This window comes from Streptomyces sp. R-07, from assembly GCF_049913175.1.
Taxonomy (GTDB): Bacteria; Actinomycetota; Actinomycetes; order Streptomycetales; family Streptomycetaceae; genus Streptomyces.
In genome coordinates this window covers 5092564-5106001 of sequence record NZ_CP183978.1, presented here as the reverse complement: position 1 = coordinate 5106001, position 13438 = coordinate 5092564, and the positions used below count along the sequence as shown (strand labels likewise).

General features: G+C 72.6%; 11 protein-coding genes. 5 read left to right on the top strand and 6 right to left on the bottom strand.

The features are described 5' to 3' along the window. Window positions 1–5: 5 nt before the first annotated feature. Both cpaB and ACN9M0_RS23495 read right to left on the bottom strand, forming a co-directional pair. The gene (gene cpaB / locus ACN9M0_RS23500) at window positions 6–713 is read right to left on the bottom strand and encodes a Flp pilus assembly protein CpaB (protein ID WP_366036236.1); all 708 of its coding nucleotides are present in this window, start codon (window positions 711–713) and stop codon (window positions 6–8) included. Window positions 714–771: 58 nt separating this feature from the next. Continuing rightward, on the bottom strand, window positions 772–1752 hold the full coding sequence (locus ACN9M0_RS23495) for a hypothetical protein (protein WP_426404142.1): 981 nt from the start codon (window positions 1750–1752) through the stop codon (window positions 772–774). A gap of 365 nt (window positions 1753–2117) precedes the next feature. Between ACN9M0_RS23495 and ACN9M0_RS23490 the strand changes: the two genes are divergently transcribed. After that, on the top strand, window positions 2118–3836 hold the full coding sequence (locus ACN9M0_RS23490) for a chitinase (RefSeq protein WP_399701235.1): 1719 nt from the start codon (window positions 2118–2120) through the stop codon (window positions 3834–3836). A gap of 64 nt (window positions 3837–3900) precedes the next feature. On the opposite strand, the gene ACN9M0_RS23485 is transcribed toward ACN9M0_RS23490, so the two are convergent. After that, window positions 3901–5250 carry a serine/threonine-protein kinase gene (locus ACN9M0_RS23485; RefSeq protein WP_426404141.1) on the bottom strand — a complete coding sequence of 450 codons (1350 nt, stop codon included), beginning with the start codon at window positions 5248–5250 and terminating at the stop codon, window positions 3901–3903. Between the two features lie 109 nt (window positions 5251–5359). Between ACN9M0_RS23485 and ACN9M0_RS23480 the strand changes: the two genes are divergently transcribed. Together ACN9M0_RS23480 and ACN9M0_RS23475 are read left to right on the top strand one after the other, a co-directional pair. Then, window positions 5360–6712 carry a M14 family metallopeptidase gene (locus ACN9M0_RS23480; protein WP_366036232.1) on the top strand — a complete coding sequence of 451 codons (1353 nt, stop codon included), beginning with the start codon at window positions 5360–5362 and terminating at the stop codon, window positions 6710–6712. 146 nt (window positions 6713–6858) lie between these two features. After that, window positions 6859–7710 (top strand): hypothetical protein, encoded by an 852-nt coding sequence (locus ACN9M0_RS23475; protein ID WP_366036231.1) that lies wholly within the window; start codon window positions 6859–6861, stop codon window positions 7708–7710. A gap of 94 nt (window positions 7711–7804) precedes the next feature. Here the strand turns inward: ACN9M0_RS23475 and ACN9M0_RS23470 are convergent, their stop codons facing one another. Genes ACN9M0_RS23470 through ACN9M0_RS23460 form a run of 3 tightly spaced genes read right to left on the bottom strand, consistent with a single transcriptional unit; the run spans window position 7805 to window position 10388 of the window. Further along, window positions 7805–8215 (bottom strand): RidA family protein, encoded by a 411-nt coding sequence (locus ACN9M0_RS23470; protein WP_366036230.1) that lies wholly within the window; start codon window positions 8213–8215, stop codon window positions 7805–7807. Then, window positions 8212–8973: an IclR family transcriptional regulator gene (locus tag ACN9M0_RS23465; protein WP_366036229.1), complete on the bottom strand. Its 762-nt coding sequence runs from the start codon at window positions 8971–8973 to the stop codon at window positions 8212–8214. The genes ACN9M0_RS23470 and ACN9M0_RS23465 overlap by 4 nt, the downstream gene beginning before the upstream one ends. Then, on the bottom strand, window positions 8970–10388 hold the full coding sequence (locus ACN9M0_RS23460; protein WP_399695951.1) for a sugar kinase: 1419 nt from the start codon (window positions 10386–10388) through the stop codon (window positions 8970–8972). The genes ACN9M0_RS23465 and ACN9M0_RS23460 overlap by 4 nt, the downstream gene beginning before the upstream one ends. Before the next feature lie 124 nt (window positions 10389–10512). On the opposite strand from ACN9M0_RS23460, the gene ACN9M0_RS23455 reads away from it, so the two are divergent. Continuing rightward, the gene (locus ACN9M0_RS23455; protein ID WP_366036228.1) at window positions 10513–11799 is read left to right on the top strand and encodes an alanine racemase; all 1287 of its coding nucleotides are present in this window, start codon (window positions 10513–10515) and stop codon (window positions 11797–11799) included. A gap of 21 nt (window positions 11800–11820) precedes the next feature. Next, window positions 11821–13395, top strand: coding sequence for an N-acyl-D-amino-acid deacylase family protein (locus ACN9M0_RS23450; protein WP_426404140.1), 1575 nt, complete (start codon window positions 11821–11823; stop codon window positions 13393–13395). Window positions 13396–13438 lie beyond the last annotated feature (43 nt).

The following is a 13438-nucleotide window of genomic DNA, read 5'->3' as shown; positions in this document are numbered from 1 at the left end:
CGGCCTCACTTGTCGTTGTCGAGCGTGTAGGTGCGGTCGCCCTTGTCGGCGGGGGAGCCGGCGGTGGACGGGGCGACGAGGGCGAGGCGTACGTGCTCGGCGAAGGACTCGGCGTACGCGACCCGCTGGGTGTCGAGGGTGGAGAGCGCGAAGGTGATGGGGACGGCGGAGGTGGCCCGGTCCGCGCGGTCGGAGCGGTCGGAGACCGGGGTGAGCTTGCCGACGTCGAGGACGCGGGCGCCGGCGACGATCATCCGGGACTGGTCGGGGTCGCCCTTCTTCTCGCCGGCGAAGGTCGCGTAGATGTTGACGGAGGCGCCGGCGTTGATCTTGCCGGCGACGCCGGTGGCGGCGTCCACCATGATCGCGATCTCCTGCTCTCCCGGCCGGAGCTGGGGGCGTTCGACGATCATGTCGGTCTGGAGGAGGGAGCCGGCCTTGAGTTCGGTGACGGCGATCCTGCCCTCGATCTGGCGGAGGTCGGTGACGGCGGTCGAGGAGAGCCAGCGCTTGGGCATGGAGATCTTCTCGAACTGGTCCGACCTCAGGGGCTTGTAGGGCTCCACGTTCTCCTTGAGCCGGTACGCCGTGGTCTCCGGGCCGACCTTGGAGTTCACGTCGCTGATGACGGCGAGGACGCCGGCGAAGGCGCCGAGGGCGCACAGGACGGAGAGCAGCAGCAGGATCACGCCGCGGCGCTGGCGGGAGTTCATGGCCGTACTTCCTCGGTCGGAGACGTGGGTCGGGGTGGGGCCTGGCGCGCGGGGCCGCTCATGGCAGGGCGGCGCGGGCGGCGCGCCCGCCGGGCCCGAGGGCGCGGGCCTGCGCGCCGGGCCCCAGGGCCTGCGCGCCCGCCTGTGCGCCGGTCTGCGCGCCCGGCCCGAGGGCGCGGGTGCCGGGGTCGGGCGGCGGGGCGGCCGGGGCCAGCGGGGCGGCGCAGAAGCCGCAACGGTCGCCGATGAGTTCCATCCCGCACCAGTGGCAGGTCTCGCGGCGCACGGAGGAGACGAGCTGGTGGAGGACGGGCAGGTCGGGCAGGTACGCGGCGAACTCGACGAGCTTGCCGGTGCCCCACCAGCCGGGCGAGGACGCGGGCAGGGGCACCTCGTGGACGGGGCCGGGGATCCGCCACCGCGGTACGAGGGTGGTGACGGGCCAGTCGGTCTGGAGCTGGCCGCGGGCGAGGAGGAGTTCGGTGGCGAACTCGGGCCCGGCGAGCGCTTCTTCCGCAGACCCGGATCCCGCTCCCAGCCGCACCATCTGTGGGGTGGGTCCCGCCAGGACCGCGAAGTGGGCGCCGGGGAGCCAGCCCTTGAGGTGGGAGCCGAGGCTGACGGGGACGCGGTCGAGCCGGGACACGGAGCCGAGGACGGCGCCCGCGTAGATGTAGTGGGCGAGCAGCCGGGCGGCGGAGGCGAGGACTCCGGGGCTGAAGTCGCAGCCGGCGAGCTGCCGCAGCTGGCGGACGAGGACGGCCGCGCCGAGGGGCGGCAGGTCGGTCCTGACCAGGGCGATCCGGTCGCTCTCCAGGAGGGCGCGGACGGCGTGCAGCCGGTGCTCGACGGCGGCCGGTGCGGCGGTGGGGCAGACGACGACCACGTGCCCGTACCGGGCGAGGAGCTGTTGCATGTCCGCGAGGGAGGCGTCGAGCGGACGGGTCTCGGGGGGCGGGAGCACGGCGGCCTGCGGGGTCCCGGGGTCGGCCGCCGGCAGCACCAGGTCGGCGCTGGTGACGGCGATCGCTGTCGGCACGTCGGACCCCCCGTCCCCTCCGGCCTCCGGTGTCCCGGGGGCCGCGGATCACTTACCGCGTTCGCGGCGTCACCGCAGGGTGCCGCCGTCTCTGCACCTTATCCACGTCCCCCGGGGTGGTGAACACACAATCCGCCAAGCTGCCCCCTTTAATTCGGGCCCTGACCTCGGACCTCCCGTCCCCCTCCCTGCCCGCGGTCCCGCGCGGCCGAACGCCCGTCGCCGCCAGAGGTATTGACAACGCGATTGGTCTGGACCAACTTGTCGGTGACAGCGGTGGCCACCGCCGGTACCCCCGTACCCCGCACCTCCCCTCCGTACGACGACGTACGGCACCTCCACATCCCCAACTCCCCCACCGGAGGATGCACGTGGACCGCACCACCACCCGCCCGGCGCACGGACGGCGCCGGCTCGCCGGAGCCCTCGCGCTCGCCGTCGGCTCCGGGCTCGTCCTCGTCGGCGGAGCCGGCACCGCACAGGCGGCGGACGTCAACGTCGCCAAGAACGCCGGGTTCGAGAACGGCCTCACCAACTGGTCCTGTTCCGCCGGAAGCGGCGCCGCCGTCTCCTCCCCGGTCCGCACCGGGGCCGGTGCGCTCAGGGCCACCCCGGCCGGCCTCGACAACGCCCGGTGCGTGCAGACCGTGACCGTGAAGCCCAGCTCGACGTACACGCTGAGCGCCTGGGTCCAGGGCGGTTACGCCTACCTCGGCGCGACCGGCACCGGCACCACCGACGTCTCCACCTGGACGCCCGACAGCGCCTCCTGGAAGCAGCTCACGACCACCTTCACGACCGGCGCGAGCACCACGTCCGTGCAGATCTACACCCACGGCTGGTACGGCACCTCCCCGTACTCCGTCGACGACGTGAGCGTCTTCGGGCCCGACGGGGGCGGCGGCCAGGACCCCGACCCGGTCGTCCCGTCCACCCCGGCCGGTCTCGCCGCCGGCACGGTCACCACGAACTCCGTCGCCCTGAGCTGGGGCGCGGTCTCCGGCGCCACGGGCTACAAGGTGTACCGGGACGGCGGCAACCCGCAGGCCGTGACCGGCACCTCGGCAACCGTCACCGGGCTCACCGCCGACACCGCGTACCAGTTCCAGGTCTCCGCGACGAACTCCGCGGGCGAGTCCGCGAAGTCCGCCGCCGTGCAGGCCCGCACCGCCAAGGCCACCGACCCGGGCCCCGGCCCGGCCGTGCCCAGGCACGCCGTCACCGGCTACTGGCAGAACTTCGACAACGGCGCCGCCCAGCAGAAGCTGCGGGACGTCCAGGCCGCGTACGACATCATCGCGGTCTCGTTCGCCGACTCGACCGCCACGCCCGGCCAGATCACCTTCAACCTCGACCCGGCCGTCGGCTACGCCTCGGCGGCCGACTTCAAGGCCGACGTCGCGGCCAAGAAGGCGGCCGGCAAGTCCGTGATCCTCTCGGTCGGCGGCGAGAAGGGCAACGTCACCATCAACAGTGACGCCACCGCGACCGCCTTCGCCGACAGCGCGTACGCCCTGATGCAGGAGTACGGCTTCAACGGGATCGACATCGACCTGGAGCACGGCGTCAACGCCACGTACCTCACCAAGGCGCTGCGCCAGCTCTCCGCCAAGGCGGGCTCCGGCATGGTCCTGACGATGGCCCCGCAGACCATCGACATGCAGAACACGAGCTCGGAGTACTTCAAGACCGCGCTCGCCGTGAAGGACATCCTCACGGTGATCAACACCCAGTACTACAACAGCGGTTCGATGCTCGGCTGCGACGGCAAGGTCTACAGCCAGGGCTCGGTGGACTTCCTCACCGCGCTCGCCTGCATCCAGCTCCAGGGCGGCCTCGACCCGTCCCAGGTCGGCCTGGGCGTCCCCGCCTCCACCCGGGGCGCGGGCAGCGGCTACGTCGACCCGCAGACGGTGAACAACGCGCTCGACTGCCTGACCAAGGGCACCGCCTGCGGCACCTTCAAGCCGGCCCAGACCTGGCCGTCGCTGCGCGGCGCCATGACCTGGTCGACCAACTGGGACGCGACGGCCGGCAACGCCTGGTCGAACGCCGTGGGCCCGCACGTGCACAACCTGCCGTAACGGAACCCGGTTCCGAGGTGACAGCGCAGCGCCGCCGCTCCCCCGGCGGCGCTGCGCCGTTTCCTCACGCGGGCAGGTAGTGGCGCAGCACCGGGTCGAGCAGGTGGATCCACTCGTCGACCCGGGCGGCGCGGCGGCCGTCGACCTCGCAGTCGTAGACCGAGCCGTCGTAGAGGGTGACGGAGAGCCGGAGCACCCGGTCGCGCCGCACGCGCTCGTACCGTACGGCCCCGATCTCGCTCCAGAGGAAGTCGGCCTCCTCGCCGAAGAAGTGCAGGGCCACCCCTCCCCCGTCGACGACGATGCCGGAGTTCCGGTCGGCGGCGGCGAAGTCCGGCGCGGGCGGCGGCGGTACGAGGGGCGGCGGGGGTACGTAGAGGGTGTCGGGATGCGGTACGGGGGAGGGGGCGGGTGCGGGGACGGCGTCGTGGATGTCGGCGGTGCGGGTCGGCAGCGAGTGGGCGGGCGGGACCGCGCGGACAGGCGCGGGCACCGCGTCGACCGGGGCGGGCACCGCGTCGACCGGGGCGGGCACCGCGTCGACCGGCCCCGACACCACCCGAGGATCCGGCACCACCGGAACCACCGGCATCACCGGCGGCGCGGACGGTGTCGAACCGGACGCCGAAGGCGCCGCCGCCAGCTCGTCCATGAGGGCGTCCGGTGTGGGCCGTTCGGCCGGGTCCTTGGCGAGGCAGCGTCCCACGAGCGAGCGCAGCGCCTCGGGTACGGCGCCCAGATCGGGGGCCTCGTGCACCGAGCGGTACATGAGGCCCATCGGCGTCCCGTCCCCGAAGGGCCGCCCGCCGGCCGCGGCGACGAGGACGGCGCCGAGCGCGAAGACGTCGGCGGCGCCGGTCACCTCCTCGCCGAGGGCCTGTTCGGGGGCGAGGTAGCCGGGGGTGCCGAAGGCGTTGCCGGTGGCGGTGAGCCGGGTCGACTCCAGGGCGCGGGCGATCCCGAAGTCGAGGACGCGCGGCCCGTCGGAGGCCATGACGATGTTGCCGGGCTTGAGGTCGCGGTGGACGAGCCCGCAGGCGTGGATCGCCTCCAGGGCCTCGGCGAGCGCGGCGCCGAGCGCGCGCAGCCGCTCCTCGTCCATGGGGCCCTCGGCGGTGAGGAGTCCGGAGAGGGTGGGTCCCGGGATGTAGGCGGTGGCGAGCCAGGGGGCCTCCGCCTCGGGGTCGGCGTCGACGACCTGCGCGGTGTGGAAGCCGCCGACCTGCCGGGCGGCGGCGACCTCGGCGCGGAAGCGGGCGCGGAAGGACGGGTCGGAGGCGAGTTCCGGCCGGGCGACTTTGACGGCGACGGCGCGCCCGCCGCGCGATCGGGCCAGATAGACGGTGCCCATGCCGCCTTCGCCTAGCTTGTGCTCGATGACGTATCTACCGATGAGGGTCCCCACGCGGGACATTATGGCCGAACTCCCCACCTTGACCGGTCCATGACATAGCCCGGACCATGTGCCCGGACACCCGCACGACTTGGTCGCACTCCCCCACACTCCCCACCCAGGAGACACCATGCGACGTCCCACTCGCGGCAGAAGGTCCGCCACCCTCGCGGCCCTCGTGGCGTTCGCCCTCGCGGCGCCCCTCTCCGCACTCACCACACCCGCCGGGGCCGACCCGGCGCCGACCGCCGCCCGCATCGCCTCCGGCGCCGAGGAGGTGATCCGGCAGTACGAGATCGCCGGACCGTCCACCCCGGCCGCCCGCAGCGCGCTGACCGCCACCGGCGTCTCGATCGACGAGGTCGACGCCCGCTCGGTCGTCGTCAGCGCCAACACCGAACAACTCGCGCGGCTCAAGGAGCTCGGCTACAGGCCGGTCGCCCTGCCCGGCCCGCCGAACCGCAGCATCGACGGCGACAAGACGGCCGGCCCGCTCGACTTCCCCTCCGCCGACGCGAAGTACCACAACTACGCCGAGATGAACGCGGAGATCGACCAGCGCCTCGCCGCCTACCCGTCAATCATGAGCAAGCGGGTCATCGGCAAGACGTACCAGGGCCGGGACATCGTCGCCCTCAAGATCAGCGACAACGTCGCCACCGACGAGAACGAGCCCGAGGTCCTCTTCACCCACCACCAGCACGCCCGCGAGCACCTCACCGTCGAGATGGCGCTCTACCTGCTGCGCGAGCTCGGCGCGGGCTACGGCACGGACCCCCGGATCACGAACATGGTGAACAACCGTGAGATCTGGATCGTCCCGGACCTCAACCCGGACGGCGGCGAGTACGACATCGCGAGCGGCTCCTACCGCAGCTGGCGCAAGAACCGGCAGCCCAACGCCAACTCCTCCTACATCGGCACGGACCTGAACCGGAACTGGGACTTCAAGTGGGGCTGCTGCGGCGGCTCCTCCGGCACCAAGAGCTCCGAGACCTACCGGGGCGCGGCCCCCGAGTCCGCCCCCGAGGTGAAGGTCGTCGCCGACTTCGTCCGCTCCCGGGTGGTCGGCGGCAAACAGCAGATCACGGCGGCCATCGACTTCCACACGTACAGCGAGCTGGTCCTCTGGCCCTTCGGCTGGACCACGGCCAACACCACCACGGGCATGACGCAGGACGACCGCGACGCCTTCGCCACGGTCGGCCAGAGCATGGCCGCGAGCAACGGCTACACACCCGAGCAGTCCAGCGACCTGTACATCACGGACGGCTCGATCGACGACTACCTGTGGGGCACGCAGAAGATCTTCGCGTACACCTTCGAGATGTACCCCTCGAACGGCGGGGGCGGCTTCTACCCGCCCGACGAGGTCATCGACCGCGAGACGAGCCGCAACCGCGACGCCGTCCTCCAGCTCCTGGAGAACGCGGACTGCATGTACCGCTCGATCGGCAAGCAGGCGCAGTACTGCGCGGCCTGAGCGGATGAACGGACCGGGGCCGGCGGGGACTCCCGCCGGCCCCGGCTCCGGGCGGACCAGATGCACGGCCCTTGATCCCAATAGCCCACCGCGGCAGTCCTGTTGAAGCCGGATCAGCGTCCGCCGAGGTGCTGTAGGTTCTGGCCATGGTCAAAGGTAAAGCGATGGAGAACCCGGAGTCACGGTTCTCCGCAGTGCTTGCGAGCGCGGCAAGCCTTCCGGGCGTGCGTATCAATAGAGAGGCATACCTCCGAAAGGCATTGGCTCGCTATTGCTCCGAGGACGACATCCGCAGAGCAGTCGAAGAGACCCCCGCGGCGGCGGGTATCCCACTCGAGGTTCTGAACAGAGCGGCCGACGACTCCATCGGCTACGAGACCGCCAAGGCCAGCGCCCTCTCCGCGGCCGCCGGGATACCCGGCTTCATCGCCCTTCCGGCCACCGTGCCCGCCGATATGGCCCAGTACTTCGGCCATATGCTGCGTATCGCGCAGAAGCTCGCCTACCTCTACAGCTGGCCCGATCTGTTCTCCGGCGACAGCGACGGCGTCGACGACGCGACCAAGGGTGTCCTCACACTCTTCTTCGGCGTGATGTTCGGTACCCAGTCGGCGAACGCCGCTGTGGGGCAGATCGCGGGGATGATGTCGAAGGAGGTCGCCAAGAAGCTGCCCCAGAAGGCACTCACCCAGGGCGTCGTCTATCCGATCGTGAAGAAGGTCGCCGGCTACCTCGGCGTTCAGATGACGAAGCAGACCTTCGCGAAGACCGTCTCGAAGGCCATTCCTGTCGTCGGTGCCGTTGTTTCCGGCGGACTCACTTTCGCGACCTACCGTCCCATGGCGAAGAGGCTGAAGAAGCACCTCGCCGGCTTGGAGCTGACGAATCCTACGCATCGAGCGGCAGATGCGGAATTCGTGGACGGGGAGGTCGTGGACGCGGAATTCGTAGACGTCCACGAATCCCCGACGGACCGCACCGAGCCCGCTTCGACCTGACGTGCGCGCCGACCCCCACAGCCGTGGACGGCGGACGAGCGGGCCCCCCGGAAGGTGCGGCCCGCGCGGTCGTGTTCGGACCGGGAGACCCGCCTCAGCCGAGGACGGCCAGCGCGTCGATCTCGATGAGGAGGCCGGCCGGGAGGCCGACGTAGACGGTGGTGCGGGCGGAGGCGGGGGCCTTGAGGTTCTGGTCCTCGAAGTACTGGTTGTAGATCTCGTTCATCTCGGCGAAGTGGTCCACGTCCGTGAGGTAGACGCGCATCATCATCACGTCGTCCCAGCTCGCGCCGCCCTCCTCCAGGATCGCCTTGACGTTGGCGAAGGTCTGCAGGGTCTGCTCGCGCAGCGTCGGGCCGGCGACCGTCGGGGCCTGGCCCTCGACGGCGGGCAGGAAGCCGACCTGGCCGGCGACCTGGAGGATGTCGCCCTTCCTCACGCCGTGCGAGAACTTCGCGGGCGGGGCGGTGTGCGTGGCGGGGGTGATCGCGGTCTTCTCGCTCATGCGGTGTCCTTCGTCGGGGCGGTGCCGGAGTACTCGCGGCTGATGGCGTCCGCGGTGCTGCGCACCTGCGGGAGGAGGGTGAGGAGTTCCTCGGCGGTGACGACCACGTTGGGCGCCGAGACCGACATGGCGGCGACGACCCGCCCGTCGGCGCCGCGGATCGGCGCGCCGACGCAGTTGATGGACTCCTCGTGGCCGCCGAGGTCGGTGGCCCAGCCCTGTTCGCGTACGGTCGCCAGCTCCTTCAGGAACGCGGCGGCGTTCGGCGTCGAACGGGGCGTGTACGGGGGGTAGTCGAGCTTGGCGGCGACGGCGCGCCGCTCCGGCTCGGGCAGGTCGGCGAGGAGCAGCTTGGCGACGGCCGCGACGGTGATCGCGACGGGCTTGCCGATGCGCGAGTACATGCGGACCGGGTAGCGGCTCTCGACCTTGTCGATGTAGACGACCTCGCCCTCCTCGTACACCGCGAGGTGGATCGTGTGCCCGATCCGCTCGTTGAGGGCGGCGAGGTAGGGGTGGGCGATCTCCCGGACGTCGAGGTTCTCGACGGCCTCCTGCGCGAGCGCGAAGAGCCGGGCGCCGAGGCGGTAGCGCTGGTCCTGCTGCCGGTGGACGAGACCGTGCTCGTGGAGGGTGCGCAGCAGCCGCAGGGCCGTGGACTTGTGGACGCCGAGCCGCTCGGCGACCTGCCCGAGGTCGGCGGGGCCCTGGGCGAGCAGCGGCAGGATGCTGAGCGCCCGGTCGACGGTCTGGCTCATGGCGTACGTACCTCCTGGTCGTCCCCCGTCCGGCCGGGGCCCTGCTGGTCGTTCCCCGTCCAGCCGGGGCCGAGGTGAAGTGTGCCCCAGGCGGCGTCGTCGAGCGCGGCCAGCCGGTCGGCGCGGGCGCGCCGGGGAGGCCGCGCCAGGTCCCCGGGCACGGTGAGTGCGGCAGCCGCCGCGAGGTGCCCGTGCCGGAGCCGCCCCGTCATGCCGAGCCCGCGGAGGGTGCCGGAGAGGAACCCGGCGGCGAAGGCGTCCCCGGCACCGACGGGGGAGACGACGGTGACGCGGGGGGCGGGGACGGGGGTGACGGTGTCGGGAGCGGGTGCGGGGCCGCTGCGCGGGGCCGTTCCCCATTCCGCCCCTTCCCGAACTGGGGCTCCGCCCCGGACCCCGCGCCTCAAACTCCCCCTACGCCCGGCGGCGTCGGGGGACCCCCAGCGGGGCTGAAATTCAGCCCGCCCGGCGTTTGAGGGCACGGCCGCAGGCCGTACGGGGGCCTGGGGGCTCGCCCCCAGTTCGGGAGGCGGGGGTCCCCCCACGCCGCCGGGCGTAGGGGGAGGGGTGGGGAATGAAGCCGCGCAGCGCTCGAACGCCACCGCCCCCTCCGCCCCCCGCTTCACCACCAGCACCGCCGGCTCCGCCAGGACGGCCCGGATCGCATCCGGATCCGCCGAGCCCCACAACCGCTCCGCCTCGTCCGCGCCGACGAAGACGACGTCCGCCCGGCGGGCGAGTTCGAGAAGCACTTCGGGGGCACTGCCGTCGCGCCACAGGCCCGGCCGGTGGTTCACGTCGAACGAGACGAGCGGGCGGCCGGGGCGGGGGGCCGTGAGCTCCCGCAGCAGGGCCAGGCAGTCCGCGGACAGGGCGGCGGTGATGCCGGTGACGTGAAGGATCCGCGCGCCGGCGACCGCGTCGTACGGGACGGTCGCGGGCGACATCGCGGAGGCGGCGGAGCCGGCCCGGTAGTAGACGACCTCGTGGGCGTCGGTGGCCCGGTCCTCGTCGGTACGGAAGTAGACGCCGGTCGGCCGGTGCGGGTCGCGGCCGACGGCGGTGACGTCGACGCCGTGGCCGCCGATGGTGTCGACGAGGTGGTCGCCGAAGCCGTCGCGGCCGACCCGGCCGACCCAGCGGACGCGGTGTCCGGCGGCGGCGAGGGCGCAGGCGACGTTGGACTCGGCGCCGCCGATCGCGCGGGTGAAGGAGGGGACGTCGGCGAGGCGGCCCGGCCGGGAGGGCAGGAAGGTGACCATGGACTCGCCGAGGCAGACGACGTCCGGGGCGACGGCGGCCGGGGCGACGGCGGCCGGAGCGACGGCTGCCGGGGCGACGGCTGCCGGAGCCGCGTCCGCGGGTGCGGGTGCGGGCGCCTGTGCAGGTGCCGGTTCGGGTCCGGATCCACTCACGATCAGGCCCCCCTCCGACTCGTTCGGGTCCATTGACCCGGCCTCGGCCCGGATGTTAGACAGCCCTGAGCAATATGCGCAATGAGCGTTGCACACACCGCAACGTCCACGACGAGGAGGCATCATGCCCGACCCGGCGAACGAGACGCCCGACCTGGCGAGCGAGCGTGTCGACCACCGCTTCAAGGCCCTGCCCCCGGACGCCGAGGGCCTGACCGTCGGCGAGCTCTCCGCCCAGCGGCGCAACCTCTTCACCGGCGGCTTCACCACCCCCGTCCTCGCCCTCTCGGCCGAGTCGGTCGAGCACAACCTGCGCCTCCTGGAGACGTACGCCGAGCGCCACGGCCTCGCGTTCGCCCCGCACGGCAAGACCTCCATGGCCCCCCAGCTCTTCGACCGGCAGCTGGAGCACGGCGCCTGGGGCATCACCGCCGCCGTCCCCCACCAGGCCCGCGTCTACCGCGCCCACGGCATCGCCCGGATCTTCCTCGCCAACGAGCTCGTCGACGCCGTCGCCCTGCGCTGGCTCGCCGGCGAGCTCGACGCCGACCCGGACTTCCGCTTCGTCTGCTACGTCGACTCCGTGCGCGGCGTCGAGCTGATGGACGAGGCCCTGCGCGCGGCGGGCGCCGGCCGCCCCGTGGACGTGGTCGTCGAGCTGGCCGCCGGTTCGACCGGGCGTACGGGCGTACGGACGGAGACGGAGTGCGCAGCCGTCGCCGACGCGGTGGCAGCCGTCCCCACCCTGCGGCTCGTAGGCGTCGCCGGCTACGAGGGCACGATGCCCGGGGCCGACGCCGACTCGGTGCGTGAGTGGCTCCGCCGGCTCGTCGGGCTCGCGGCCGACTTCGACAAGGCCGGTCGTTTCGACCCCGCCATCGGCGAGATCGTGGTGACCGCGGGCGGCAGCGAGTGGTTCGACACGGTCGCCGAGGTCTTCGCGGAGATCCCCGACCTCTCACTCCCCGTCCTGAAGCTGCTGCGCTCCGGCGCGTACGTCTCGCACGACGACGGCCAGTACCGCGACCGCACCCCCTTCAACCGGATCCCCGAGGAGGGCGCGCTCCAGCCCGCGTTCCGGCTCTGGTCGCAGGTCGTGTCGCGCCCGACCGCCGAGCAGGCCTTCACCAACGCGGGCAAGCGGGACGCCGCCCACGACCTGCACCTTCCCGAGGCCCAGGTGGTCCGCGACGCCCGCACGGGTGAGATCCGCGCCGCGACGGGCATCACCGTCACGGGCCTCTCCGACCAGCACGCCTGGCTCCGCACCGAACCCGGGGCGGACCTGGAGGTCGGCGACTGGGTCGGGATGGGCCTGTCGCACCCGTGCACGTCCTTCGACAAGTGGCAGCTGATCCCGCTCGTCGAGGCGGACGGCACGGTGGTCGACCACATCCGCACGTTCTTCTAGGAGCGAGGGAGTACCAGGGCGATGGATCTCGTCTTCCGCGACGCGGAGGTCGTCGACGGCAGCGGCGGCGACTCCTACCGGGCCGACGTCGGGATCGAGGGCGGCCGGATCGTCTCGATCGTCAAGGAGGCCGCGGCGGCCGGCTGCCAGCGCCCCACGGCCCGCCGCGTCCTGGACGCCGAGGGACTCGCCCTGGCGCCCGGTTTCATCGACATGCACGCCCACAGCGACCTCGCGCTGCTCCGCGACCCGGACCACAGCGCGAAGGCCGCGCAGGGCGTGACCCTGGAGGTCCTGGGCCAGGACGGACTGTCGTACGCCCCCGTCGACGACCGCACGCTCGCGGAGGTACGGCGGGCGATCGCCGGCTGGAACGGCGACGGCTCCGACGTCGACCTCGACTGGCGCACGGTCGGCGAGTACCTGGACCGGCTGGACCGGGGCATCGCCGTCAACGCCGCGTATCTGATCCCCCAGGGGACGGTCCGGATGTACGTGATGGGCTGGGAGAACCGCCCGGCGACGCCGGCCGAACTGGACCGCATGCGGCAGCTCGTCGCGGAGGGCCTCGAACAGGGCGCGGTCGGCATGTCCTCGGGCCTCACCTACACCCCCGGGATGTACGCGCCGGACTCCGAGCTGACCGAGCTGTGCCGGGTCGTGGCGGAGTACGGCGGCTACTACTGCCCGCACCACCGCTCGTACGGGGCGGGGGCGCTCCGCGCGTACGAGGAGATGGTGACGCTCACCCGGGAGGCGGGCTGCGCCCTCCACCTGGCCCACGCCACCATGAACTTCGGCGAGAACGAGGGCAGGGCCCCGGAGCTCCTGGCCCTCCTCGACGAGGCCCTCGACGCCGGCGCCGACATCAGCCTCGACACGTACCCGTACACCCCCGGCAGTACGACCCTGCTCGCGCTGCTCCCGAGCTGGGCGGGCGAAGGCGGGCCCGACGCGACCCTGGAACGGCTCCGCGACGACGCCACGGCGGAGCGGATCCGGCACCACCTGGAGGAACTGGGCTCGGACGGCTGCCACGGCGTCCCGGTCGACTGGGCCACGATCGAGATCTCGGGCGTCTCGGACCCGGCCCTGTCGGGCCGGGTGGGCCACCGCGTCGACGGCTGGGAGAGCGCGCGCCGGCTCCTCCTGGAGGACCGCCTGGGCACGACGATCCTCCAGCACGTGGGCCACGAGGAGAACGTCCGGGCGATCATGCGCCACCGGGTGCACACGGGCGGCTCGGACGGCATCCTCCAGGGCCTCAAGCCGCACCCGCGCGCGTACGGCACGTTTCCGGAGTACCTGGGGCGGTACGTGCGCGAGCTCGGCGTCCTCTCCCTGGAGGAGTGCGTCGCCCACCTCACCTCCCGCCCGGCCACCCGCCTCCGCCTCCCGGACCGGGGCCTGGTGAGGGAGGGCTACGCAGCGGACCTGGTCCTCTTCGACCCGAAGACGATCGCGTCGACGGCGACGTACGAAAACCCGCGAAGCCTCCCGACGGGCATCCCGCACGTCCTGATCGACGGAAGGTTCGTGATGGAGGACGGCAAGCGGACAGACGTCCTGGCGGGAAGATCCATCCGCCACTCCTAGGGGGTGCCTTGCCGGTCAGGCCGGGCTCGCGACGCCTGGCCTG